Origin of the sequence: Flavobacterium sp. LHD-85, from assembly GCF_030929595.1 — a bacterium.
In the GTDB taxonomy this organism is placed as follows: Bacteria; Bacteroidota; Bacteroidia; order Flavobacteriales; family Flavobacteriaceae; genus Flavobacterium.
This window is the reverse complement of sequence record NZ_JAVFVR010000004.1, coordinates 300,736-325,685: the sequence shown is the minus strand read 5'-3', so window position 1 is coordinate 325,685 and position 24,950 is coordinate 300,736. Positions and strand designations below refer to the sequence as shown.

At 34.3% G+C, this 24,950-nt stretch carries 20 protein-coding genes and 2 pseudogenes; 7 read left to right on the top strand and 15 right to left on the bottom strand.

The window, feature by feature from the left end:
- Nucleotides 1-46 precede the first annotated feature (46 nt).
- From RB618_RS09215 to RB618_RS09205, 3 genes are all read right to left on the bottom strand, one after another.
- On the bottom strand, nucleotides 47-373 hold the full coding sequence (locus tag RB618_RS09215; RefSeq protein ID WP_308068478.1) for a hypothetical protein: 327 nt from the start codon (nucleotides 371-373) through the stop codon (nucleotides 47-49).
- Between the two features lie 4 nt (nucleotides 374-377).
- Entirely contained in the window at nucleotides 378-1,628 is a 1,251-nt protein-coding gene (locus tag RB618_RS09210) for a dihydroorotase (RefSeq protein WP_308068477.1), read from the bottom strand.
- A gap of 69 nt (nucleotides 1,629-1,697) precedes the next feature.
- A complete protein-coding gene (locus RB618_RS09205) occupies nucleotides 1,698-3,626 on the bottom strand; it encodes a BatA and WFA domain-containing protein (RefSeq protein ID WP_308068476.1) in 1,929 nt (642 codons plus the stop codon).
- 252 nt (nucleotides 3,627-3,878) lie between these two features.
- Between RB618_RS09205 and RB618_RS09200 the strand changes: the two genes are divergently transcribed.
- The gene (locus RB618_RS09200; RefSeq protein ID WP_308068475.1) at nucleotides 3,879-4,991 is read left to right on the top strand and encodes a lactonase family protein; all 1,113 of its coding nucleotides are present in this window, start codon (nucleotides 3,879-3,881) and stop codon (nucleotides 4,989-4,991) included.
- Nucleotides 4,992-5,132: 141 nt separating this feature from the next.
- Here the strand turns inward: RB618_RS09200 and RB618_RS09195 are convergent, their stop codons facing one another.
- The 4 genes and pseudogenes from RB618_RS09195 to RB618_RS09180 form a co-directional block, all read right to left on the bottom strand.
- Nucleotides 5,133-6,479: a DEAD/DEAH box helicase gene (locus RB618_RS09195; protein ID WP_308068474.1), complete on the bottom strand. Its 1,347-nt coding sequence runs from the start codon at nucleotides 6,477-6,479 to the stop codon at nucleotides 5,133-5,135.
- A gap of 180 nt (nucleotides 6,480-6,659) precedes the next feature.
- Complete coding sequence (locus tag RB618_RS09190; protein WP_308068473.1) at nucleotides 6,660-7,424, bottom strand: TIGR02757 family protein; 765 nt, start codon at nucleotides 7,422-7,424, stop codon at nucleotides 6,660-6,662.
- 14 nt (nucleotides 7,425-7,438) lie between these two features.
- Nucleotides 7,439-7,888, bottom strand: a pseudogene (locus RB618_RS09185) (ABC transporter ATP-binding protein); the annotation flags it as partial.
- A gap of 216 nt (nucleotides 7,889-8,104) precedes the next feature.
- Nucleotides 8,105-8,317: pseudogene (locus RB618_RS09180) on the bottom strand (ATP-binding cassette domain-containing protein); the annotation flags it as partial.
- Nucleotides 8,318-8,536: 219 nt separating this feature from the next.
- Between RB618_RS09180 and RB618_RS09175 the strand changes: the two are divergent.
- Nucleotides 8,537-8,827, top strand: a complete 291-nt coding sequence (locus RB618_RS09175) for a hypothetical protein (protein WP_308068472.1) — start codon at nucleotides 8,537-8,539, stop codon at nucleotides 8,825-8,827.
- 59 nt (nucleotides 8,828-8,886) lie between these two features.
- Here the strand turns inward: RB618_RS09175 and RB618_RS09170 are convergent, their stop codons facing one another.
- From RB618_RS09170 to RB618_RS09140, 7 genes are all read right to left on the bottom strand, one after another.
- A complete protein-coding gene (locus tag RB618_RS09170) occupies nucleotides 8,887-11,658 on the bottom strand; it encodes a T9SS type A sorting domain-containing protein (RefSeq protein WP_308068471.1) in 2,772 nt (923 codons plus the stop codon).
- Between the two features lie 359 nt (nucleotides 11,659-12,017).
- Nucleotides 12,018-12,320, bottom strand: coding sequence for a DUF6787 family protein (locus RB618_RS09165; protein WP_308068470.1), 303 nt, complete (start codon nucleotides 12,318-12,320; stop codon nucleotides 12,018-12,020).
- A gap of 31 nt (nucleotides 12,321-12,351) precedes the next feature.
- On the bottom strand, nucleotides 12,352-12,792 hold the full coding sequence (locus RB618_RS09160) for a DUF6146 family protein (RefSeq protein WP_308068469.1): 441 nt from the start codon (nucleotides 12,790-12,792) through the stop codon (nucleotides 12,352-12,354).
- 203 nt (nucleotides 12,793-12,995) lie between these two features.
- Nucleotides 12,996-13,559 (bottom strand): DUF937 domain-containing protein, encoded by a 564-nt coding sequence (locus RB618_RS09155; RefSeq protein ID WP_308068468.1) that lies wholly within the window; start codon nucleotides 13,557-13,559, stop codon nucleotides 12,996-12,998.
- Nucleotides 13,560-13,661: 102 nt separating this feature from the next.
- Nucleotides 13,662-14,612: a D-2-hydroxyacid dehydrogenase gene (locus RB618_RS09150; protein WP_111378598.1), complete on the bottom strand. Its 951-nt coding sequence runs from the start codon at nucleotides 14,610-14,612 to the stop codon at nucleotides 13,662-13,664.
- Between the two features lie 117 nt (nucleotides 14,613-14,729).
- The gene (gene serC, locus RB618_RS09145; RefSeq protein ID WP_308068467.1) at nucleotides 14,730-15,800 is read right to left on the bottom strand and encodes a 3-phosphoserine/phosphohydroxythreonine transaminase; all 1,071 of its coding nucleotides are present in this window, start codon (nucleotides 15,798-15,800) and stop codon (nucleotides 14,730-14,732) included.
- A gap of 93 nt (nucleotides 15,801-15,893) precedes the next feature.
- Nucleotides 15,894-16,961: an acyl-CoA reductase gene (locus RB618_RS09140; protein WP_308068466.1), complete on the bottom strand. Its 1,068-nt coding sequence runs from the start codon at nucleotides 16,959-16,961 to the stop codon at nucleotides 15,894-15,896.
- A gap of 149 nt (nucleotides 16,962-17,110) precedes the next feature.
- On the opposite strand from RB618_RS09140, the gene RB618_RS09135 reads away from it, so the two are divergent.
- Nucleotides 17,111-17,461, top strand: coding sequence for a 4Fe-4S dicluster domain-containing protein (locus RB618_RS09135; protein WP_111366760.1), 351 nt, complete (start codon nucleotides 17,111-17,113; stop codon nucleotides 17,459-17,461).
- Between the two features lie 170 nt (nucleotides 17,462-17,631).
- The gene (locus tag RB618_RS09130; protein WP_308068465.1) at nucleotides 17,632-18,795 is read left to right on the top strand and encodes a hypothetical protein; all 1,164 of its coding nucleotides are present in this window, start codon (nucleotides 17,632-17,634) and stop codon (nucleotides 18,793-18,795) included.
- Between the two features lie 93 nt (nucleotides 18,796-18,888).
- Here the strand turns inward: RB618_RS09130 and RB618_RS09125 are convergent, their stop codons facing one another.
- Nucleotides 18,889-21,522, bottom strand: a complete 2,634-nt coding sequence (locus tag RB618_RS09125) for a TonB-dependent receptor (RefSeq protein WP_308068464.1) — start codon at nucleotides 21,520-21,522, stop codon at nucleotides 18,889-18,891.
- A gap of 295 nt (nucleotides 21,523-21,817) precedes the next feature.
- Here RB618_RS09125 and ychF point away from each other — a divergent pair, with 295 nt between their 5' ends.
- The 3 genes from ychF to RB618_RS09110 all read left to right on the top strand — a co-directional run bounded on the left by ychF (nucleotide 21,818) and on the right by RB618_RS09110 (nucleotide 24,939).
- Entirely contained in the window at nucleotides 21,818-22,912 is a 1,095-nt protein-coding gene (ychF, locus tag RB618_RS09120; RefSeq protein WP_111424099.1) for a redox-regulated ATPase YchF, read from the top strand.
- 343 nt (nucleotides 22,913-23,255) lie between these two features.
- Nucleotides 23,256-23,933, top strand: a complete 678-nt coding sequence (locus RB618_RS09115) for a TIGR02117 family protein (RefSeq protein ID WP_308068463.1) — start codon at nucleotides 23,256-23,258, stop codon at nucleotides 23,931-23,933.
- 91 nt (nucleotides 23,934-24,024) lie between these two features.
- Nucleotides 24,025-24,939 (top strand): YihY/virulence factor BrkB family protein, encoded by a 915-nt coding sequence (locus RB618_RS09110; protein ID WP_308068462.1) that lies wholly within the window; start codon nucleotides 24,025-24,027, stop codon nucleotides 24,937-24,939.
- Nucleotides 24,940-24,950 lie beyond the last annotated feature (11 nt).

Sequence of the window (24,950 nt, the reverse complement as noted above, 5' to 3'; positions counted from 1 at the left end):
TTTTTTAGTTTGGAATTTGGTACTTAAAAATTGGGATTTTAAAAATTTATCCAATTTTACGGAACCATTTTTGAAATAAATTTCCAACTAAAGGAATTGGCCTCATTTGTCCTTGGATAGCATTAAAAATACCAAAAGTCCATAGAATTGAAATACAGATCCACATTGGGAAAGTAATTAAAAAACTATCAAAATTACTGATGATTGCTCCTAAAGAAATAAAGGTTAAGGATAGTCCTAAAGATTGACGGATATGAAAAGAAGCAAAACTGTTTTTGTTCTCTGAATTCATACTCATGGCGATTAAAACACCAATGATAAGAATATAACTGGTAATGGCAATTGGTTTTCCTTCTTCGATTGAATTATTCATTTTATTATTTTGTAACTAATTGATTTTGATTTAAAATTCCGTAAACAGAACCTTTAAGCTCGGTCCCTAAGAAAGCAGAATTTTTAGATTTTGAAAGAATATTTTCTTTTGTAAAAATTGATTTTCCTTCTGTTGTAAACAAAGTTAGATTAGCTTTTGTACCTTCCTCGATTGTGTAGTTTTCAAGACCAAAAACAGTTCTTGCAGCTGTTAATTTTGCTACAATCGTTTCTGCAGGTAAAACCGTTAACAAAGCTCCGAAAGCACTTTCTAAACCAATAGTTCCGTTTTTGGCCGTATCAAATTCCATTTTTTTGAATTCAATATCAATAGGGTTGTGGTCAGAAGTAATCATGTCGATAGTTCCGTCAGCAATTCCGTTAAGTAAAGCTTGTCTGTCAACTTCTGTTCTTAACGGTGGCGTCACTTTAAAACGAGTATCAAAACCGTCCAGTTTTTCATCCGTTAAAACCAAATGATGGACAGAAGCACTTGCAGTAACTTTTAAACCTTTTGCTTTAGCTTCTCTAATCAATTCAACCGATTTTGCAGTAGAAATTGTTGGAATATGAAGTTTTCCACCAGTATATTCTAACAAAAATAGGTTTCTTGAAATCTGAAGTTCTTCGGCTAGATTCGGAATTCCTTTTAATCCTAATCTGGTAGAAACAATTCCTTCGTTTGCAACACCATTTCCTTTAATGTTTGGGTCTTGCGAATATGCAATTACCAATCCGTCGAAGTCTTGTACATATTGCAAAGCAATTTTCAGGATGTTAGCATTATCGATGCTTTTGTTGTAATCTCCAAAAGCGATTGCACCAGCATTTTTCATGTCAAAAAGCTCTGCCATGTCTTTCCCTTCACTAGCTTTAGTTAAAGCACCGATTGGAAAAATCTCTGTTGCAGAACTATTTGCTTTATTTTTTACAAAATTAACCTGAGATTGATTGTCAATAATTGGTAACGAATTTGGCTGTAATGCGATGGCTGTAAAGCCACTTTTTGCTGCCACATTCAATCCGTTTGCTATGGTTTCTCTGTCTTCATAACCTGGCTCTCCAAGAGAAACACTACTGTCAAACCAGCCTTGAGAAACATGAAGACCATCAAATCGTACGACTTCTGCATCGTCGTTTGGAAGCGAAACGCCTATTTTTTCTATTAAACCATCTGCAATTAAAAGATCAACGGTCTGATTGTGAAACGGACTTTTTGAGTCGATAATTTTGGCGCTTTTGATGATTATTTTCATATGTAGATATTTTTTTGTCGTAAAATGATTTTTGTAAAAAGTAAAATGCCTTTAAAACAAACGCGAATTCTATTTCACAAATTTTATAATTGCCATTTCTAATGCTAAAAATAACAGTGCAAAGATAACAAACCATTTCCAAATTTGGCTGTCTGTTCGTTCTGTTTGTAGTGTGTTAAAAATAGTTGAAATGGTATCGGCAGTTTTAAAATCAGAAACCACATTGGTGTTTACCTGGCTCAAATCGCTTTCGGTTCTTTTGTAATTAAAGCTGATGTTTTCTATCCATTCTTTTTTGTCAAAAACACTATAATTTCCAGCTGTTTCAGGAAAATCATTAAACGTTAATTTGACTTTATTGTTCAAAATCTGCTGAATCGGAATAAATGAATCGTCTGTTCCTTTTACTTCCAAAATGGCGTCTTTCGTCAATAAAACATCAACAAAATAAGGCTGATTGTTTCCCATTATCAAAGCATTTACACCAGTTTTCTGGTTGTTTTGAGCAATTTTATAAAATAATGGAACAATTAAAGGAGATTGCTGAAAATTAGAGTTCGCGCTATTAATTGGAGCAGTAAAGACAGTTATTCCAGAAACCTGATTCTGAACAGCAGTTACAAATGCAGTCTGATCTTCAAACGAAAGAACGGCTGGATACGAACTCGAAACGGCAAACGAACTGTTTACTTTCGGATATTGGAAATTCGTGATTTTGTTTTCGAAAACGCCTGAAAATAAAGGATGATCAAAATTAATTTTAGTGATTAGTTTAGCGTTGGTTTCTAAATTTCCGAATTGGATTTTTCCAAAATTCCCCAATAATGCATTTAAGCTCGAAAGAGATGTTTTCTCAGACGGAATCACGACCAAATTTCCTCCTTTAGAAACAAAAGCTTTCAAAGTGGTTTGCAATGCTTGCGGAATATCAACCAATTCATTTAAAATAATAGTGTTTTGTTTTTCTAAACTATTATAATCTAAAGCGCTGATTGGATAATTGTTGTAATTGAATTCTGCAGAGGTATAAATTCGAGACAAGAAATTACTTTTTTCAGGTTCACCAATGCTGATAACGTTTGTTTTTTTGTTTTTTGAAATGCTGAAAAACAGTTTATTATCATAAGTTAAACCGTTGTCTTCAATTGCCACATATCCATGGAAAGCTTCTTTAGGAATAGTGAAATTGATTTTCTTTTTCTTGGTGTCAAAATTGACAATGGTCTTAGCAATCAATTTGTTTTGATTGTAAAGCGCTGTAGAAACCGGTTTAAAATCTTCGCCATAGGCCGATAGATTAATTCCGATTTCATAAAAGTTTTCTAAAGTCTGATTAATGTAAACGCTGTCAATTGAAACATTGTTTTTCTGTTCTGCTTCTGGAACGATGAAGTATGGTTTTTCGTCAAAATCTATAGTTGCAATAGCAGCTTCTTTTAAACCAACGGCATCTGTAATAATCACAATATCTTTTTTATGAGCCGATTTGTGCGCTTTTATTTTAGCTGCAATTGCTGAAAGGTCAAAAGGAGAAGCACTGTATTTTAAGTTTTGTAAAGCACTTTTAGATGATTTAATATCGGTATTCCAGAAATTTTCGGTGTTGGTTAAAAGCGAAAATTGTGTGTTTTCTGGAGTGTTTTCAAGCAATTCCTGAACGGCTCTTTTTAATAATTCTCCCTTTTTACCTTTTGCCTGCATGCTGAAAGAATTGTCCAATACAATATACATCTCATTTGACGCGTTCTTACTGTCGGCAGCTTCAAAAAAAGGTTGGGCAAATGCGATAATGGCACAGGTAAGCAATAATAAACGTGTCGCTAATAATAGGCGTTTTTTGATTTTGGAACTCTTACGAGTCTGAATTGCAAGTTCTTTTAAGAATCGAACGTTGGTGAAATAGGAAGTTTTAAATCGTCTTAATTGAAATAAGTGAACCAAAATTGGAACGATCAATAAAAACAGAAAGTATAGAATTTCGGGATGTTTAAAATGCATTCTGGCTTCGATTTACTTCACTACGTTTTGTTTTTCGCGAAGATGCAGGTCAAAAATACAAATTAAAATTATTAAACCATATAAGTAGGAGAATTATGAATTGTAAATTATAAATTGAAAATGTATTAATGGACAATCAGGTAGTGGAAAAATATCAAAAAATGTAACTTTTGTAATTTCTTTGTAACTTAGAAGCTCCTTCAAACAGATATTATTACTTATTTTAGCTAATTCAAAAAACAAAAATAGACTATGAAAAAAATATACCTAGTATTATTTTCAGCTTTATCATTAACCGCGGTTAAAGCTCAAAACAAATTCAATTTACTGGTAGGAACTTATACCAATACTTGCCAAAGCAACGGTATTTATGTATATGAATTTGATGCTTCTACAGGCGATTATAAATTAAAGAGTTCTTCAGAGAGTGTTGTCAGTCCGAGTTATTTGTCGGTTTCTGCAGATAATAAATTTATTTATGCTGTAAATGAAAATGGCACCCAAAGTACAGTAAGTTCTTTTTCATATGATTCGCAAACGGGCAAGATCAGCCTTATAAATAAAAATGATGCTTTAGGAGCAGATCCTTGCCATTTAATTAATGATGATAAAAATGTAATTGCTGCCAATTATTCTGGTGGAAGTATCGTTGTTTTTAAGAAAAATCCAGATGGCAGTATTACAGAAAAACAACAGCTTATTCAGCATGAAGGAAAAGGGCCAAATGTAGCGCGTCAGGAAAAAGCGCATGTGCATATGGTTATGTTTTCTCCAGACAAAAAGTTTGTATTGTCAAATGATTTAGGCTTAGATAAAGTGTTTATCTATAAATATAACCCAACTTCAAAAAATGAAATTCTGACTTTAAAAGGAAGTGTTGATGTAAAACCTGGAAGCGGGCCAAGACATTTAACTTTCAGTAAAGACGGAAAATTTGTGTATTTGGTTCAGGAATTGGATGGAACTTTAACAACACTTAGTTGGGATAAAACAGGAAGTTTAAAAGTAGTTGCTGAAACAAGCATTCTTCCAAAAGATTTTAAGGGAGGAACAGGAGCAGCAGCAATCAAACTTTCGCCAGACGGAAACTTTTTATATGTTACTGATCGAGTAGATGCCAATGCTATTTCAGTTTACAAAATTCTTAAAACAGGAGCTTTGGAATTGGTAGAACAGCAAAGCACTTTAGGAAAAGGGCCGCGTGATTTTGCTATTGATCCAACAGGAAATTACCTTTTAGTAGGACATCAATATACTAATGATATCGTTATTTTTAAAAGAGATAACGCAACAGGAAAGATTGTAGATACTGGTAGAAGAATACAAATGTGTTCGCCAGTGGGACTAGTTTTTACCAAAATTTAGTAAAAAAAGATTCTAAGGTTCTGAGATGCTAAGCTTCTAAGCTTAAAAAAGGGTAAAGATTCAAAGAATCTTTACCCTTTTTTAGTGTTTTATAAAAACTTAGAAGCTTAGCAACTTAGAAGCTTAGCATCTAAAAAAAACTTATTTTTTCTTTTTCTTCTCGTTTCTTGTCTTCAACATATTTCTGTTGACAGAACCATGAGTTTTCTTTTTGGTTTTTGAAGGACCACCAAGATTAACTTTTTTGTTCTTTTTAGATTTTTCATGAAAAGCTCCATCACCTTCTAGTTTTACTTTTTTCATTAAAAACTTTCTTGGCAATTTGTCTTTTTCAGCTTCGATTAGTTTTTCTGAGATTTCAACTTCTTCAGGGAAATCAGCAATATCAAGTTCCTGATCCATTAAAAGTTCTGTTGCAATTTTGAATTCTTCTTCTCTTGGAGTAACAAAACTAATTGCTGTTCCCGTTGCATCTGCACGACCTGTACGACCAATTCTGTGCATGTAAAGCTCAGGTTCTTCTGGAAGTTCAAAGTTTATTACGTGTGTAATGTTAGAAATATCCAAACCTCTTGCCATAACGTCTGTTGTAATTAAACCGCGAAGATTTCCTTCTTGAAATTCGGCCATTGTATTCAAACGGTAATTTTGAGATTTGTTGGAGTGAATAACCCCAAATTGTCCGTCAAAAAGCTCATCAATGCGATTGAAAAGCATATCTGAAATCTTTTTGTTGTTCACGAAAACCAGAATACGACTCATGCTTTCATCGGTTTCCAATAAATGTTTCAGTAAATTTACTTTTGTATTGAAATTCGGGACATTATAGGTAATCTGCGTAATTTTTTCAAGAGGAGTTCCTGATGGTGCCAAAGTAACTTCTTCAGGAAAATCAAAATAATCATTTAAAAGATCATCCACTTCATCTGTCATCGTTGCCGAGAACAAAATGTTTTGACGCTTGGTTTTCATCATCGCAAAAAGCGAAGTCAGCTGTGGTCTGAAACCTAAATTCAGCATTTCGTCAAACTCGTCAATAACCAGTTTTTGCGTTTCATCAAAACGAACTACAGCATCAAGAGCCAAATCCATTGTACGTCCAGGAGTTCCAACTAAAATATCAACACCTTCGTAAACGGCTTTTTTCTGTGTATTGATGTTTACACCTCCATAAATTCCAAGGGTTTTAACCGACATGTGTGTAGTCAGTTTTTCTACTTCTTCAACCACTTGAACTACTAATTCGCGGGTTGGAACTAGAATTACAATCTTTGGAGTATTGGTATGTGTAAATTTGTACAGCTTTAAAAGAGGCAATAAATAAGCAAATGTTTTACCGGTTCCGGTTTGCGCAATTCCCATCATATCACGTCCAGACATGATTACAGAAAAAGATTTTTCCTGAATAGGAGTAGGCGTAACAAATCCTAATTCGTCAACTGCTTTTTGTAATGATTTTGGAAGATTAAATTTTTCGAAAGTGCTCATTTGCTTTAAATTTTGTGCAAATGTACGTTAAATTCATGGTTTTTTGTTGAATTTGTAATTTTTGATGTCGCATTACCACTTTGAATGTCACTCTGAGCGAAGTCGAAGAGCGTAACGATTGGAACTTGGGCTTCGACTTCGCTCAGCCTGACAGGTGTATATTTTTAGATTTTAAAAAAATTAAAACCCTTCAAAAACTCCTAATCCAAACAAAGCAAAATCATATTTTACAGGATCTTTTGCATCCATTTCTCTTAATTTGGTATCTAATTCCAATAAAGCTTTTGCATCATTCTGCTTTCGCGAAAGAATGCCAAGTTTGCGGGCAACATTTCCTGAATGAACGTCAAGAGGACAAGATAAAACAGATGGTGAAATGCTTTTCCAAATTCCTAAATCGACTCCTTTAGCGTCTTGGCGTACCATCCAGCGCAGGTACATGTTGATTCTCTTCGCAGCTGAATTATTTAACGGATCTGAAATGTGTTTCTGAGTTCGAGCTAAATGATCTGTTTCGAAGAATACTTTTTTGAATTCGCTGATACTTTTCTGCAAACTGTCTTTTTCCTGATTTTTAGCAAAAACAGATTCTAGTCCGTTGTGGTTTTGGTAGATGTGTTTTAAGCCTTTTATAAAGCCTGCAAAATCATGTCCGTTGAAAGTTCTGTGTACAAAAGTTTCAAGTCTTGCCAAGTCTTCGTCAGAATGTGACATAACGAAATCGTAAGGTGTGTTGCCCATTAATTCCATCATTTTATGCGAATTTTTTATAATCATTTTGCGGTTTCCCCAAGCAATAGACGCACTCAGAAAACCTGCGATTTCGATATCTTCTTTTTGGGTAAAGAGATGCGGAATCTGAACAGGATCGCTTTCTATAAAATCCTGATTGTTATATTGAATGACTTTTTCGTCTAGAAATTCTTTGAGTTCTTTTTGGTTCATTTTGAAGCGAATGCTTAATTACTAATCTGACCGTCAACCATAACTAATTTTCTATCAGCCATGTTTGCTAATTCTTCGTTATGAGTTACAATAACAAAAGTCTGCCCAAATTCGTCTCGAAGCTGAAAAAATAATTGATGCAGATTTTCGGCAGAATGTGTGTCTAAGTTTCCAGAAGGTTCATCGGCAAAAATGACATCTGGTTTATTGATTAAAGCTCTTGCGACGGCAACACGCTGTTGTTCTCCGCCCGAAAGCTCGCTAGGTTTATGATTGATTCTATGCGAAAGTCCTAGATAAGAAAGAAGCTTTTTTGCTTCTTCTTCTGTTTCTGCTGTTTTTTTGCCTGCAATATGAGCTGGAATACAAACGTTTTCTAAGGCAGTAAACTCAGGTAAAAGCTGATGAAATTGAAAAATGAATCCTAGATTTAAGTTTCTAAAGTCGGATAAAACTTTGTCTTGTCTGCTTTTCTTTTTAAAGTAACGGTTGTAGTAAAACAGTAATAAAAGAGTTGGAGTGAGTATTACTGCCCATGTACCGTAGCCGAAAATATCGTTTTCTATTTTACTTTTAAAAAACAGCACAAAGACAGCCAGCAAAATGAAATAAAGGGCTCCTAACCAAGTAATGATTTTGAATGCTTTTTCCTGATTAGAGCTTTCGTTTTTGATGTTTTGCAACTCCAAAACATTTTTGCCGTTAATGGTCAAAGATGAATCTGGATTATGGTCCGGTTTATCTAAAGTTCCTAAAATTTGTAATAATGTTGTTTTACCAGCGCCTGAAGCGCCTACTATAGAAACAATTTCACCTTTTTTAATATGTAGATCGACTCCTTTTAAAACTTCAAGTTTGTCGTAGAATTTATGTATGTTTTTTGCGTGTATCATGTACAGAAACTGTTTTTACAAAGAAACGAAGATTATGGTCAAAATCAAATTCCAATTTATAAAATCCCAAATTCCAAAAGAGAAAAAAGGGATTTTAGAAAATCTAGAAAAAATCGGTACATAAATTGATATGGGAATGTTGGAAATTAAATTTAGTAATGAAATAATATAATTTCATGAATTATCTTTAATTTCGATTAACTTAAAAGTGAATGTGTTATGCAAGATTTAGAAGCTGCAGAAGATGATAGAATGTCAAAACTGCTTATTGGATTGGTTTTGGACGGAATTGGCATGATTTCTTTCTCGATTCCGTTTCTGGGAGAGTTTTCGGATGTGGTCTGGGCGCCGATAGCTGCAATAATTATGGCAAGAATGTATAAAGGAAGAGTAGGGAAAGTTGCTGGGGTTTTGACATTTCTGGAAGAGATTATTCCTTTTACAGATGTTATTCCTTCGTTTACCTTAACATGGATTTATACTTATTTTTTTGCAGAAAGAAATAAATAGCTTAAAGTTTAAGAAAATGAAAAGGTCTTTTCAATCACAGAAAAGACCTTTTTTTTGTTTTATTGAATGATAACTTTTTTGAGGTATAATATTTTTTTTGTGTCAGGATCTGTCACTTTTAAAATATAAATACCTTTTTCAGTTATGGAGATATTTTCTTGTGTTTGTCCGCTTATTGTACGTTTTTGAACTTCTCGACCAAAAATATTGTAAATTCTAAGTTCGGCTTGCTCTACATCAACATCAAGTAAAATGGAAAAATTTCCTGTGTTTGGCACTGGCCATACTTTGAAGTTGTCAATTAGTTCCTTAATAGTTTCGTTTATTGGCGAAGTTGTATAACCGCTAAGTATATTTACTTTTCGAGTCATTGTTCCTCCTTCAGCATCTGTAACTGTAAATTTAAAAGAGCATAAACCTTTTGCATTTGGCTTAAATTCTACCGTATTTCCAGACAGCGTTGCATTTCCGTTTACAACTTGGGATAACGAATACGATACTCCGTTTGTAAAACCTCGTGATAATTTCTGAATGTCAATGTAGGTTTTGTTTCCTAAAACAGCGTCATAATGAGGTTCAGACATCCATTGTAGATATTTATCCAGATTGGTGTAGCCATCTAAATCTGGATCAGCATTGGCATCTGAGAAATCTCCAATTGCAGAGTTTACATTTGTTCCAATGATATTTTCCCACCAGTTTGGCAGTCCATCTTGATCGGTATCCCAATTTTGATGTCTTACTACGGCTGGATAACTTTCAAAACCTCCTACATCGGCTTCGTTATCAGGGAATCCAGGTTTTCCTGTTACACTTCCAACTGCAGAATAGGTTCCGTTTAATGTCTCTGAAATGATTCGCTGGTCATGATCATCAAATTCAGGCTGTGTGCATCCAACATCAGAAAGAACAATTTTATAAGCATTTTTTGCAGACTGAGTTGTTACATAAGAAGGGAAAAATGGTGTGTTTACAAAGTTGTCATAAGGAACCGTGTTCCCAGAAGCTTTTCTGCCTAGTGTCTGATTATTTTCATCGAAATAGCCGGGCATTACATTTCCGTTAAAATAGCATCGCTGCATTCCAGTTCCGACACCTTCATTTTGCTGATTAAAAGCAACAAATATTTTTGATCCAGCTCCCGGTTTATAATAGTTGTTTACGAAGTTAACTTCTTTTGTTCCTCCGTCAGTTGTTCTTCCTCCCCAGTTGTAAACGACATTATTGGTAATGTCCATTCGTCCTGTATAAGCGCCACTTCCGTCCAATCCACCGCCTAGACTCCAGTTGCGGCCATAACAATGTGCTAATAGATTATGGTGGAAACTTCCAATATCACCGCCAATTGTGGCAGCATAACCGTGTTCTGTTCCTGCTGGGTAATTTTGATGGTTTGCGGCGTTTAGAGCTTCAGAAATAAGAGTTCTCTGAAGTGTTATATTTTTTCCAGATCTTGAACTGAAAGATTCGTCAATAGTCCAGCTGATAGAACAGTGGTCAATAATGCTATTGTCAGCACCTGTAAGTCCCATTCCGTCATAAGTAGGTCCAGCGCCAACTCTAACTCTTAGATTTTGTACAACGGCATCATTTCCTGTTACGCCAAAAGGAGCAGAACGAATGCAGATTCCTTTTCCAGGAGCTGTTTGTCCAGCAACAGTTACATAAGGCTGGCTTAAAACCAGACGAGATTGCAATTGAATCACTCCAGAAGTATTAAAAACAATGGTTCTCGGGCCTATATCATTTGTAACGGCTTCACGGAAACTTCCCGGGCCACTGTCGTTTAGATTGGTAACGGCAACTACTTTTCCTCCGCGCCCTCCACGTGCAAAACGGCCATATCCTTCAGCTTCAGGAAAAGCAAGTTGTGCAGGACGAAAACGCCAAACATTTCCTTTTTCAACCCCGTTTGCTAAAACTTCATCAATACGCCAGTAATAGGTTGCACCAGTATACAATCCGTTTACTTGATAAGAATTGCTGGCTAAAGCTTGATTTCCTTTAAATTCTGGAGAAGATGTTGTCGCATTGTCAACAGCTGTTTGGTCTGTTCCAAAATAGATATTATGAGAAACAGCATTTGCTGCGGCTGCCCATTGCAGTAATTTTCCACCAGAGGTTAATTCAACATGTTCGTCATTTTGTTTTGGACTTGGATTTGTAGCCTGATAAAAAATATTAGGGGTGTTTAATTCAAAACCATTAAAAATGAAATTTTTGATATTTTCTGTTCCTGAAGTTTTGGCTGCCATTAAAATGACAACATCAGTTCCTGCTGTAGCTTGAAATTTTAAATAAGCTGATTTGGCATCTGCGGTTTTGGTTGCTCGTACGGAAGGAATCAAATTGTCTACTACAAGATTTCCGTTGACAGAAATGTCGATTGGACTAAAGGTATTGGTTGTTGGACTATCGACATTATTAAAAAAAGCTAATACGGTATGTTCACCTGTTGCTAAACCGCTTATTTTAAGTTCGATTTGCGCACCAAGATTTGCAGTTGTGCCTTTTACGGTAAGTCCGTCGCAGACTAATCGCGCATAATAAGGAGCCTGAATTCCTGCTTTGTACCAATTGGTTCCCAGGTTATCTCCATTGTTTCCAACACGAGTAATGGTAAAGGTAACTCCATTTTCGGTATAAGTGCTGGTGTTGCCAGAAGCGATTACCCAAGCGGTATAATCGGGGTCGTTTACTTCTGCTTTAGGTCTTCCTGATTGATCAAAATCAATTTTTACAATCGGATTTTGGGCAAAAATCTTGTTTACCGGCGTAATAAGGCAGATTGCTGCCACTACTACGGATAGTTTTAAGTAATTTTTCAGCATGTCAAATTGTGGTTTGGTTAGTAAGTAATAATTTTGTCGAATAAATTAAACGGCTGATTACCAATTAATAATGATTGATTTCGACTATTGTAAAGTTTGTTATTACTTAAAACAAAACTATCCTGCACAATGCTGTTCTGCTTAATGTATTATCGTTAAATATGATTAAAATAATTGTATTCTCTTTTTTTATACTAACATTTTTTGGCGCTCGACATCTAATAAATGCGGGGATTGATCGCTATGAAATTTATAAAGTGTAATTGATTGAATAAATTGAAAAGAAATTTAAAAAAAATGAATAAAGGAAAATCTTAACCAGAACGGTTTTTGAAAATTAAAACAGAAGAAGAAGGGAGTTAATCTTTAAACAAAAAACCAAGTCCCATATTTTTAAGCATTTTCTTTTCGAAGTTCCAAAAGAATTTAAACTGCCCAAAAATAGTCCCGATAGCAACCAATAAAACCTGATAGATTGGGAAGATAACAATAAGACGAATAAGTGTAAACCAGCCACCAAAATCTTCTTTAGTAATTCCAAGCCAAACGCAGAAAGGTTTAGACAGCCACGCAGATGCCGATCCTGTGATGGCAAAAACGATAATTATAATTATGGCTTGTAAGTTGGAGGTAATTCCCCAGCGTTTTTTTAATCTGTTCATTGCTATTTGTAATGATTACAAATATAGTATATTATCTTGAAGGAACGTTACCCCAAAGCTTTTGTTTGTAAGTATTTTGGAAATAAATCATGTAATTGTAAATTAGGTAATTTACTTCATAGCCGTAATGAATGTCAGGGCGGTAGTCAATTGACATTTCGTACAAATTTGGATTGTAACGCTGTGGCTGTGAAAAACGATTATTCCATTCTGTAACGTACAAATAGTTTTTGTTTTCAAGATATTGCAATGAATAATAGTTTCTTGGATAAGCGCGAGAAGCAAGCCAAGTTGAGAATCCATTGTCGATTATAATAACTTCGTATTCCAATGAATCATTTGCAATTCTAACGGTATCGCTTATTTTTTTATTTGACGCAGATGCAGTATCTGTGCTCGCAATATTCTGAGAAGCAGAAGAGCATGCAATAATAGTAAGTAAAACAATTAATATGGAAATGCATTTTTTCATAGCATAAAATTACGATATTTTTTCTAGGTTCAGGGGGGCAAAGGTTCAAAGTAACAAAGGTTTAACATTCTTTTGAAGGTTCTAAGTTGCTAAGCTTCTTAGCTTTCTTTTTGGTTGTGTGCATAAAAGTAAAAAGCTGTTTGCGAAGCAAACAGCTTTAAAAACTTAGTAACTTAGAAGCTTAGAATCTTAGTGTCTTTTATTTACTTGCTCCCAAACAGTTTTCCAATAAAACCTGCAATTCCTCCTTTGCTTTTGGTAACTACAAGAACATCAGCGACATCAACTTTTCCGTCGTTGTTTTGGTCAAGGCCAAATTGCGTTCCATATTTTGAGATGGTATCCATTATTCCAGAAGCTTGTCCGCTGTTTCCTGAAATAGAATTGATAATATCCGAAATTTGAAAACTGCTGTCATTTGGATCTTTTGCTTTGTTGACTAAAGAGCCTAAAATCTGTGGAATCAAATTAGAAGCTACTCCATTTGAATCAGCACTGCTCAATCCGAATTTTTCGCCAAGATTTCCGCTCAATTGCTGTTGAATTTGCTGAACAACAGGATTTGAGCTGTCGATTGGAGAATTTCCATTAAATAATCCAGCAATCTGATCTGTGTTTCCTTCAGAAACAATCTTTTTTAATCCCTCAAAAATAGAACTGCTTGTTTCGCTTATTACGGCGTCGTTATGTTCATTTGGGACAGCGTTATTGTTTACCACAGCATCGCCTCCGTATTGCTGCACTAATTGGGTTAATTGTTCAAACATGATATTTAGGGTTTAGATTATAAATCAAATTTAAACAAAAAAAGAAAGGGATTTATTAAACGGTGTTAATAAATCCCTTCTAAGTAATTTAATTATAGTTAATTAGCTTAACAAAGTAATGATTTGTGATGCTAATTCAGTACCAATTCTGTCTTGTGCTTCTCCAGTTGCAGCTCCGATGTGAGGAGTCAAGGAGATTTTAGAGTGCATTAAGATTGCCATTTCTGGTTTTGGCTCACTTTCGAAAACGTCTAAACCAGCAAAAGCAACTTTTCCTGAATCTAAAGCTTTTACTAAAGCTACTTCATCAATAACACCACCACGAGCACAGTTTACGATTCCAACGCCATCTTTCATGATTTCAAGTTCTTTCTCTCCAATGATGTATCCATCTTGAGCAGGAACGTGTAATGTAATGAAATCTGATTCTTTAAATAAAGATTCTAAAGATTGAGAAACGATTTTAGTTGTGATTGACTGTCCATCAAAAAACTCAACTTTTACGTCTACTTCAGGAATAAAGCTATCAGCAGCGATAACTTTCATACCTAAACCAAGAGCCATTTTTGCAGTAGCTTGTCCGATACGACCAATGCCAACAATACCTAAAGTTTTTCCTCTTAATTCTGTTCCGTTAGCGTAAGCTTTTTTCAAACCGTCAAAGTTTGAATCTCCTTCAAGAGGCATATTTCTGTTAGAATCATGTAAAAAACGTACACCAGAAAATAAGTGCCCGAAAACTAATTCTGCAACAGACTCAGAAGATGAAGCAGGAGTATTAATTACATGGATTCCTTTGCTTTTTGCATAATCCACATCGATATTATCCATACCAACACCACCACGACCGATGATTTTGATACCAGGACAAGAATCGATAATATCTTTACGAACTTTAGTTGCGCTACGAACTAAAATTACGTCAATATTGTTATCATTTATATAGTTAGCTACTTGTTCTTGAGCTACTTTTGTAGTGATAACTTCAAAACCGCCTTTTTCTAAGGCTAGAATTCCGCTTTTAGAAATTCCGTCATTTGCTAATACTTTCATTGCAGGGTTTATTTTTTTTATTTGGTTTAATCGCTTAACCGTTTATTTGTTTAATCGATAAACCAACTATTTGATTTTTCTTTTTTTGTAAACTGAGACTGAGACTGAGACTGAGAACTAAACTTTAGTTTCTAGTGCTTTCATTACGTCAACCAAAACCTGAACGCTTTCAATTGGCATAGCGTTGTAGATAGAAGCTCTGTATCCGCCAACAGAACGGTGTCCTGGCAATCCAGAAATGTTTGCAGCTTTCCATAAAGCGTCAAAAGTTTCAGTGTGTTCAGGATTGTTCAATAAGAAAGTTACGTTCATATTTGAACGGTCTTCAACTTTTGCAGCTCCTTTAAACAATGGGTTTCTGTCGATTTCAGCATAAAGTAATTCTGCTTTTGCGTTGTTTAATTTTTCAACAGCAGCGATTCCGCCTTTTTCTTTAATCCATTGTAAAGTTAAAAGAGAAACGTAAACAGCAAATACAGGTGGAGTATTGTACATACTTTCGCCTTTAATGTGTTTAGCATAATCTAGCATGCTTGGAATAGTTTTTCCGTTTTTGCCCAAGATTTCTTCTTTAACCACTACTAATGTAGTTCCAGCAGGCCCCATATTTTTTTGAGCTCCAGCATAGATTAAATCGAATTTAGAGAAATCTAATTCGCGTGAAAAAATATCAGAACTCATATCGCATACAACAGGTACATTTGTTGCTGGGAATTCTTTCATTTGAGTTCCAAAGATGGTATTGTTACTTGTGCAGTGGAAATAATCAGCATCGGCTGGAATTTCGTAACCTTTAGGAACATAAGTATAATTGTCTTCTTTTGAAGAAGCTACGACAACAGTCTCACCGAAAAGTTTAGCTTCTTTGATCGCCGCGGTTGCCCACGTTCCAGAATCTAAATAAGCAGCTTTTCCGTTTTCTTTCATTAAGTTATATGGTGCCATCAAGAATGCTGTACTTGCACCACCTTGTAAAAATAAAGCCTGATAACCTTTTCCCTGAAGACCTAATAATTCTAAAGCAAGGGAACGAGCTTCCTCCATAACTGCAACGAAATCTTTGCTTCGGTGCGAGATTTCAAGGATAGATAACCCTGAATCATTAAAATTTAAAATTGCTTTTGATGCCTTCTCAAAAACTTCCTGAGGTAAAATACTTGGTCCTGCGCTGTAGTTGTGTTTTTTCATGGTTGTTGTTAATAGTCGAAAATTTTAAAGACGCAAATTTCGGCAATAAGAGCCGAAAAAGCGTTAAAATATTCGAAATAATTAAACAATTTATCACTTTGTTGTTAACAAAAACGTTATAGTATCCACATTATCTGCGTAATCCCACAATTGAGGTTTTTGGGTTTCTCCAAATGCAATACTATTTGCCGTTAAATTGTTGCTAACAATGCATTGAATTTGGTCTGTGTCTTCCTGAAGACGTTTTTGCAGTTCTTCAAGGTTTTCATAATATTCATAAAAAACACTTGAAATAGGAGAGGCGTAACTTGAATCTTCTTTTAAAGTCAAAAAACCGTTATCCAATAATTTGAAATTACTCATTAAAAATACCGCTTTATTATAGTCATAATTATTAGCGTATTTTTCATAGTGAATAACATCCTGGTATTTGAACATTGCCTGAAAAAATGTTTCAAAAGAATAGTCTTTCGGAATAAAAAGTTTAGAAACATTTCGGCATCCTAAACCAAAATATCTGAAAATATCTTCTCCAAGTGCTTCTAGATTTTCGCTGGTTTCTTTTCCTGTTAAAATCGCAGCCGAATTTCTGTTTTTGCGAATAATTGAAGGTTTATCTTTGAAATAATATTCAAAATAACGGGAAGTATTGTTGCTTCCTGTAGCAATTACAGCATCAAAGTTTTCTAGTTTTCCTTCTGCAAAAGTGATTTTTTCTTTGAAATTTCCATCAACAGCGATTAAATATTTAGCCAAAAATGGCAATAAATGCTGATCGTTTGATGAAGTTTTAATTAAAGCTTTGTTTCCTGTGATTAAAACCGATAAGAAATCATGAAAGCCAACGAGTGGAATATTTCCAGCTAAAATCAAAGCAATGGTTTTTGGATTGTCATTGTTTTCCTCAATTTTATAAGTCGAAAGCCATTTGTCGATATTCTCTTTTGTTAAAGCTTCAGCCCAAGATTGTATAGAAAAATAAACCTGTTCAGGAGTATACCATCCATTATGAGATTGTGATAAACGAATTAGATTTTCGAAATCTTCAAAAAAGATATCGTTATATAAAACGTCAGATTTTTGTGCAGAAGCGTCTTCAGAAAACTGACTTAAAAATTTTCCTAATTCAACAAAAACACTTTTTTTTGTTTCTAATGTCATAATGTTTGTTTATGAATTGTTTTGATTGTAATTTTGCACAAAAATAAGCATAATTAAGTCGAAAGTCAAAAGTCATAAAGTCAAAAGCTATGCTTGTCTTTATTTTGACTTTAGAACTTTAAGACTTTTAACTTTAAGATTAATAAACGATGGCAATTATTATAACTGACGAATGCATCAATTGTGGGGCTTGCGAACCAGAGTGCCCAAATACAGCAATATATGAAGGAGCAGATGATTGGAGATATAAAGACGGAACTAGTCTTTCTGGAAAAATAGTTTTACCTGACGGAACTGAAGTTGACGCTGATGATGCGCAAACTCCAATTTCTGATGAAATTTATTATATCGTACCAGGAAAATGTACAGAATGTAAAGGTTTTCACGATGAGCCGCAGTGTGCTGCTGTTTGCCCTGTTGACTGTTGTGTACCTGATGACAATCACGTTGAAGACGAAGAAACTTTATTAGAAAGACAAGCTTTCTTGCATAATGAGTAAGAATAGCTGTAGAAATAGTATGGAATCCTGAGTCGAAAAACTCAGGATTTTTTTTACCCTGATTTCAGGTATTTGTAAAAGTTAGTCTCTTGATAGCGAATGTTTTGTTTTTTTGGCTGTTGCTTTATTGTTAGAAAAACAATACTTTAGTTGAAAAAATAACAATGCCTATGAAGAAATTGCTACTTTTATTTATCGTTTTACTCAACTATCTAAGCGTTTTTGCACAAAAGGAGGAATATTCTATTATTGTTAAGGATATAGAAACCTTGGAGCCAATACAAAATGCTACAGTTAAAATAATGAAAACTCAGCAGATTTTATTGAGCAATGAAGAAGGAAAAGTTACTTTTATGCTCACTGGGGGATCTAATGTTCAGGTTTCTGAAACTAATTATGAAGATTTGACTGTACGCTGGACTTCTTTAAATGGAGATCAAAAATTTGTTATTTATTTAAAGAGTAAAAACAATAAATTAGATGAAGTGGTTTTGTCTAAGGAATCTCCAGAAAAAATACTGCAGAAATTGGTTAACAATTCTACAAAGAAAATTAGCATCTCCCATAGACAGAAGGTATATGTGAGAGAGTTTTTTATGCTCGACAATCAGTATACGTACTATAATGATGGATTGGTGAATTTTCAATTTGATAAAGATAATAATGCTACAACTTTACTAGTTGAGCAAAATCGCTCCTACGGACTATTGGAAGCAGATGTAAGTGCAGATTTAAAAGGATATAATTTGAATGATATAATGGAGAATTATTCGAATTTTAAATACTTAGAACCTTTATTGAGTCCAAAAGCCAAAAAAGAATATGATTTTACAACCAAAGGACATTCAAAAAACAAAGATTATTATGTAATGTCTGTTGTTCCCTTGGATAAAGCTAAAGAAGCAATTGATAATTTCGAAATCATTTATGATCCTTTAAAAAAGATTATTGTAGAATATACAATTTCAGTTACTCCTACAAATCTTGATAAGGTTGAAGAAAAAACAAATGTAGGCGATAAAAATATGACAAAATCGTTTGTTAAAGTGAATTACAGATGGGACGGAACGGATTACTACTTGCTGAGTTCTAATGAAGAAATAGGCTATAATGTTGTTTTAAAAGATAAAACTAAGAATGTTCAGGTAAGAAATAGTTTTGTCACAACAGGTTTCAATAAACAGAATTTTACTTATAATGAAAGTGATGTCTTTAAAGAAAAATCACTTTTCAATAAGAAAAACAAAATCCTGACCCATTATTGGGATATTTCAGGATTTACAGCAACCGATGAAGAAAAAGCTATCATCGCTTCTCTAGAGTTTAAATTGTAATTATAAATAGAAATGAAAAATCCTGAACATTATGTTCAGGATTTTTTTGTTTTATGTCAGGCTAAACAGAGTCGAAGCCCTTTATAATCATAATTAAAAATTAAATCCAAGTCTTGCATAGTAATAAGCTCCGCTGAAACCCATTTGTACAGCATCCCAATAACCTCCGGCTTCTGTGTTTCCTTGTTCGTCTTGTTTGGTTGGATATACATTAAATAAGTTGTTGCTTCCTAGAGTCAATTTTAAGTTTTTGGTAAATTGGTATCCAACAGTTAAATCGGTAATTAATCTCGGATTGTAAACATCATCTTCATCAGCATAATCAACCAAAACTACTTTGCTGAAACGAGTAAAAGCTAATCCTGCATCAAATTTGTTTTTAGCATAAGTTAGATTTAAGCCAAATTTATTGTCTGGAGCAGAAGCCAATAAAAATGCTTTTTCACGTTTTCCGAAGAAAATAGATTCGTCAAGAGTGCCATTTTTTACTTTGTCGATTTTCATATCGTTGATGTTTCCAACTAAAGTTGCACCAAATTGGCCGAAATCAAAGTTTTTCTTCCAAGAGAATACCAAATCTAAACCATGTGTGCTTGTGTCAACTCCATTCACAAAAAATTGAGCTTCAGAAACGCCAAGATTTAAAGAGCTGGCATCAAAATATCCTGTCAAAACGATACGGTCTTTTACCTGAATATAATATCCGTCAACTGTAGCTGTAAAATCGCCGAAAGATGCCGTAAATCCTAACGAAGCATTTACTGCTTTTTCTTCATTCAATTTCTCAATTCCAAAAGCTCTTGTGACTGGGCTGTCGTTTGGAGCCAATAATACTTCCGTTGCTCCGCTAGCATTAAAGTTGGTAAAACGCAAATTATAATAAATTTGAGCTAAAGATGGCGCACGGAAACCTGTACTTATAGATCCTCTAGCATTGATATGATCTGTAATTTTAAGTCTCGACGCTAATTTTCCGTTTAGTGTGCTTCCGAAATCGCTATAATTTTCAAAACGTAAAGCTCCGCTAACCATTAAAGCTTCTGTGATATCCAATTCACCATCAGCATATAGCGAGAAGTTGGTACGATCTTTATTTACTTCGTTGGCAGGACTGTATCCCGGAAAACCTTGTGAGCCTCCAGGTCTTGGTTCTCCAGTTACAGGGTCAATAGGAGCACTTTGAGTTGTTGGGTCTGTAATTGGCACTCCATTAGTGTCATAAGTTGCGTATGAGCCTTCTTCGCCAGCAAATATTTCAAATTGTTCTACTCTGAATTCTGCTCCAAAAGCAATATTAAAACCTTTTAAAACATCTCCATAATTTTTTGAAATATCAAAATTTGTAGTGTTTTGAAGTAAACTATGGCCTCCAGCATCAAACTCGTGAGGTGATTTTTCTTCTAATGAAGCATTTATAGTTCCTTTGATATCGTATTGGAATTTGTTTTTACCAAAAGTATTGCTCAAATCAAATTTCCATCCGCCAGAAGATTCAGTTCTAATTCCTGCTGCGATAGAATTATCATTGATTTTAGAAGTAATTCTTGGCGTATATCCACCTGGATAAACAGATTCTACAACTCTTTCTCCATCATTTCTAGTAAAAGCATAAGCATCTGTATCTCTGAAATTGCTTCCGCCAAACGCATAAAATTCTGTTTTTTCTGAAATAGGAATTGCTAAATTGGCAAACAAGTTAACACCTGTCATTTCAGCATCTCCAAAACCTTTTCTAAAATCGTAAGCAGGTCTTAGTGTTTTGTTTTTGTTTAAAAACTCACCAGTAACATTTACATAACCGCCTTTGCTTCCAATTTTAGTTCCATAGTTGGCAGCAACTCTTACAGAACCTCCATCAAAATCTTGATCTTTTCCGTATGAATTTCCATTTCCATTTTGATCTAATCTGAATCCTTTAGTGTTAGGAGTTCCAGGCAGGAAATCTCCTTTTGCATTTGTGTTAAAAACACCATAAGTTACAGATCCAGTTAGTTCATCTACATTGTCATTGGTCACAATATTGATAACGCCGGCAATAGCGTCAGAACCGTATTGAGCCGAAGCACCATCGCGTAGAATCTCAATTCTTTTAATAGATGCAGCAGGAATCGCATTCAAATCTGTTCCTGTGTTTCCACGTCCGCGAGTTCCAAATAAGTTGATTAAAGAAGATTGATGTCTTCTTTTTCCGTTAATCAAAACCAAAGTCTGATCGGGTCCCATACCTCTTAAAGAAGCCGGATCAACGTGGTCGGCACCATCAGCCCCCGATTGTTTATTTGCATTAAATGAAGGAGCTACATATTGTAAAAGCTGATTAATTTCGATTTTACCGCTTTGCGTTGTAACATCTTTTACATTGATTACATCAATAGGGACAGCAGAGTTTACAACCGTTCGTTTTGCATTTCTAGAACCAACGACTACAACGTCATTTAAAACCTGGCCATCATTTTCACTTAAAATAACATTTATTTTATCTCCAGAAGCTGTTTTTTCTACTGTTGTAAATCCTACATAACTGAAAACCAAAGTCGCGCCTTCTTTAACTTTTATTCTAAAGCTCCCTTCAAAATCGGTTGAAACACCATTAGAAGTTCCTTTTTCGACAATATTAACGCCCGGAAGTGGGTTTCCAGTTTTATCTTTTACAAGACCCGAGACCTCTTTTTGCGCAAAAAGAAATGCTGAATTCAGCAGAAATAGTAATAATGCAATCTTTTTCATAGTTGTTGGTTTATTGGTTTGTTTTTTGTTGATTAGTTTTATAAAAGTAATGTTTTTTAACAAAAATTTAATAAAATGTTTAAAAATTTCATTGCATATCTCTAAAATTATATTATTGGCCATTTTTACTTCGTGCAAGAGCTATTAAATCTTATATTTGCAAAATTTTAAAGCCAAAAAATAGTATTTTGGCAGAAAATGATAAAAGCACATAAATCATAAGACATTAAATCACAAGGTTTAATGTGAAGGGTTTAAATTTGAAAACCCGCATAAAATAAATAGAAACAAACAGATGAAAGCAGGAATTGTAGGATTGCCAAATGTTGGAAAATCAACATTATTTAATTGTTTATCTAATGCAAAAGCGCAGAGTGCAAACTTTCCGTTTTGTACAATCGAGCCAAATATTGGTGTTGTAAACGTTCCAGATCCAAGAATCAACAAATTGGAAGAGTTGGTAAAACCAGAGCGCGTTCAAATGGCAACTGTAGATATCGTTGATATTGCAGGTTTGGTAAAAGGAGCAAGTAAAGGTGAAGGTCTTGGAAACCAGTTTTTAGGAAACATTAGAGAGTGTAATGCTATCATTCACGTTTTACGTTGTTTTGACAATGATAATATTGTACACGTAGATGGAAACGTAAATCCAATTCGTGACAAAGAAACTATCGATATCGAATTGCAGTTAAAAGATTTGGAAACAATCGAAAAACGTTTGGAAAAAGTAAAACGTGCTGCAAAAACAGGAAATAAAGAGGCTCAAACAGAAGAAGCTTTATTAAACAGAATTAGAGAAGCTCTTTTGCAGGCAAAATCTGCGAGAACAATCGTTCCTCAAAATAATGACGAAGAAGTTCTTATGGAAAGTTTCCAATTAATTACTGCAAAACCAGTTTTATACGTTTGTAATGTAGATGAAAGTTCTGCGGTAAACGGAAATAAATATGTGGATCAAGTTCGTGAATTAGTAAAAGATGAAGAAGCTGAAGTTATTGTGCTTTCAGTAGGAGCAGAGGCTGATATTACAGAATTAGAAAGCTACGAAGAGCGTCAGGTTTTTCTTGAAGATATGGGATTAGAAGAGCCAGGAGCTTCAGTTTTAATTCGTGCAGCTTACAAATTATTAAAGCAGCAAACGTATTTTACAGCTGGTGTAAAAGAGGTTCGCGCTTGGACAATCAATATTGGAGCAACTGCACCACAAGCGGCAGGAGTTATCCACACTGATTTTGAAAAAGGATTTATCCGTGCAGAGGTAATTTCATATGATGATTACGTTCAATACGGTTCTGAAGCTAAAGCAAAAGAAGCTGGAAAATTCAGAGTGGAAGGAAAAGAATATATTGTGAAAGATGGTGATGTAATGCATTTCCGTTTTAACGTTTAGTCTTTTTTTCTTGAGATAAAAGAGTAAAGAAGAAAGGTAATAGATTAAAACTGCTGGAGAAATTCAGCAGTTTTTTTGTTTATCACGTGATTGCTAGTATTGTCAGACTGAACGAAGTTGAAGCCCGCGCAAAGATTGGAAATACTTTAGGGAATTTCTAACATGTCCTTCGACTTCGCTCAGGAGGACAAAAAAATGAGAATAAAAGATCCGTTTAAATCCGCGCTTTCGCGAAAGCGAATCAGTAAAATCCGCGTCCTAATTTTAGCAACTTAAAAATTTTGGCTCAAAAATTGGTTACAGAAAAATTAACCAATTACTAATCTAAAATCAACCAATCAAAATGCTAAAAAAATCATTCAAAATTCTAGGCTGGACGCTTTTCGGAATTTTCAGTTTTCTTGCTTTGTATATTTCTTCTGTTTTAATTATTTCTAAAATTACTGTCAATTCAGATATTGCAAAGGTGGAAGAGCAAGATGCAATTCCGATTTACATTCTTTCAAACGGAGTGCATACCGATATTGTAGTTCCCGTAAAAAATGAAATTAAAGATTGGCGAAATGAAATTCAATTTAGCCAGACACAGTCAAAAGATTCATTAATGAATTATATCGCTTTTGGCTGGGGAGATAAAGGTTTTTATTTAGAAACGCCAGAATGGTCAGATTTAAAGGCAAGTACAGCTTTCAAAGCTGCATTCGGGATCAGTTCTTCTGCTGTTCATGCTACATTTTTTAAACAGTTAAGAGAAGGTGATGATTGCAAACGAATTTTAGTTTCAAGAGAAAACTATCAAAATCTAGTCAATTATATCTCTAATAGTTTTAGTGATCCAATTCATCCACAATGGATTGAAGGTCACAGCTACGGAAGAAAAGATGCTTTCTATGAAGCTAAAGGAAGTTATAGTCTTTTTTATACTTGTAATACTTGGGCAAATAACGCCTTGAAAGCTGCCAATCAAAAAGCAAGTTTATGGACAGTTTATGATAAAGGGATTTTTTGTCACTATAAATAAATATGGGAAAAATATAAAACCTAAGTAAAATCCAAGAAGTCAAAAAATTTCATTAATGCTTAAATTTGAGTGAATATCAAAAAATAAGCAAATGAAAAATCATAACATCTTTTCAAAAACTTGGTATTTATTAAAAACAACATTTTTAGAATTCAACGATGATAATGCTATAAAATTAAGCGCGGCATTATCTTATTATACCATTTTTGCTTTGCCTCCTTTGTTGATTATTATAATTACCATTTGTGGCTTCTTTTTTGGGGAAGAGGCAGTCACAGGTCAGTTATATGGTCAGATAAATCGATTGGTCGGGAATAATGCTGCAGTACAGATTCAGGAGGCAATCAAAAATGTTCAATTATCAGACAGTAATGTTTTTGTGACTGTTTTTGGCGTTGTCATGTTGCTGATTGGGGCGTCAGGAGTTTTTGCCGAAATTCAGAGTTCAATCAATTATATTTGGGGACTTCGAGCAAAACCTAACAAAGGTTTGAAAAAGTTTATTCAAAATAGGTTGATGTCTTTTTCTATGATCGTTTCAGTTGGATTTTTGATGCTGGTCAGTTTAATGGTCAATGCCACACTCGACGTTTTAAATGCACGTTTAAAACTTTATTTTCCAGACACAACAGTTTACTTTTTTTATGTGGTTAATTTGGTGATTGTTTTTGCCACTATTACATTGCTTTTTGCTATTATATTCCGAACTTTACCAGACGGCATTATCAAATGGAAAGATGCTTTTATAGGAGCGTCAAGCACCGCGATTTTGTTTATGATAGGTAAATTTGCAATTGGCGTTTACTTAGGAAATTCAACTGTTGCAAGCGTTTATGGCGCAGCGGGTTCTGTAATTATAATTTTGGTTTGGGTGTATTATTCGGCTATAATTTTATATTTTGGAGCAGAATTTACTAAAGTCTATGCAAAAGCTTTCGGCGGAAGTATTTCGCCAAATGATTATTCTGTAGAAATACAAAAAGAGATTTTTGAAATAGAAAATTAATACTAAACCAT

Coding starts and splice junctions, on each gene's coding strand:
- RB618_RS09165 (WP_308068470.1), bottom strand. CDS start 12,320: ATGAACAGATTAAAAAAACGCTGGGGAATTACCTCCAACTTACAAGCC.
- RB618_RS09200 (WP_308068475.1), top strand. CDS start 3,879: ATGAAAAAAATATACCTAGTATTATTTTCAGCTTTATCATTAACCGCG.
- RB618_RS09205 (WP_308068476.1), bottom strand. CDS start 3,626: ATGCATTTTAAACATCCCGAAATTCTATACTTTCTGTTTTTATTGATC.
- RB618_RS09195 (WP_308068474.1), bottom strand. CDS start 6,479: ATGAGCACTTTCGAAAAATTTAATCTTCCAAAATCATTACAAAAAGCA.
- RB618_RS09130 (WP_308068465.1), top strand. CDS start 17,632: ATGAAGAAATTGCTACTTTTATTTATCGTTTTACTCAACTATCTAAGC.
- RB618_RS09150 (WP_111378598.1), bottom strand. CDS start 14,612: ATGAAAGTATTAGCAAATGACGGAATTTCTAAAAGCGGAATTCTAGCC.
- RB618_RS09135 (WP_111366760.1), top strand. CDS start 17,111: ATGGCAATTATTATAACTGACGAATGCATCAATTGTGGGGCTTGCGAA.
- serC (WP_308068467.1), bottom strand. CDS start 15,800: ATGAAAAAACACAACTACAGCGCAGGACCAAGTATTTTACCTCAGGAA.
- RB618_RS09155 (WP_308068468.1), bottom strand. CDS start 13,559: ATGTTTGAACAATTAACCCAATTAGTGCAGCAATACGGAGGCGATGCT.
- RB618_RS09160 (WP_308068469.1), bottom strand. CDS start 12,792: ATGAAAAAATGCATTTCCATATTAATTGTTTTACTTACTATTATTGCA.
- RB618_RS09125 (WP_308068464.1), bottom strand. CDS start 21,522: ATGAAAAAGATTGCATTATTACTATTTCTGCTGAATTCAGCATTTCTT.
- ychF (WP_111424099.1), top strand. CDS start 21,818: ATGAAAGCAGGAATTGTAGGATTGCCAAATGTTGGAAAATCAACATTA.
- RB618_RS09210 (WP_308068477.1), bottom strand. CDS start 1,628: ATGAAAATAATCATCAAAAGCGCCAAAATTATCGACTCAAAAAGTCCG.
- RB618_RS09110 (WP_308068462.1), top strand. CDS start 24,025: ATGAAAAATCATAACATCTTTTCAAAAACTTGGTATTTATTAAAAACA.
- RB618_RS09170 (WP_308068471.1), bottom strand. CDS start 11,658: ATGCTGAAAAATTACTTAAAACTATCCGTAGTAGTGGCAGCAATCTGC.
- RB618_RS09190 (WP_308068473.1), bottom strand. CDS start 7,424: ATGAACCAAAAAGAACTCAAAGAATTTCTAGACGAAAAAGTCATTCAA.
- RB618_RS09175 (WP_308068472.1), top strand. CDS start 8,537: ATGCAAGATTTAGAAGCTGCAGAAGATGATAGAATGTCAAAACTGCTT.
- RB618_RS09115 (WP_308068463.1), top strand. CDS start 23,256: ATGCTAAAAAAATCATTCAAAATTCTAGGCTGGACGCTTTTCGGAATT.
- RB618_RS09140 (WP_308068466.1), bottom strand. CDS start 16,961: ATGACATTAGAAACAAAAAAAAGTGTTTTTGTTGAATTAGGAAAATTT.
- RB618_RS09215 (WP_308068478.1), bottom strand. CDS start 373: ATGAATAATTCAATCGAAGAAGGAAAACCAATTGCCATTACCAGTTAT.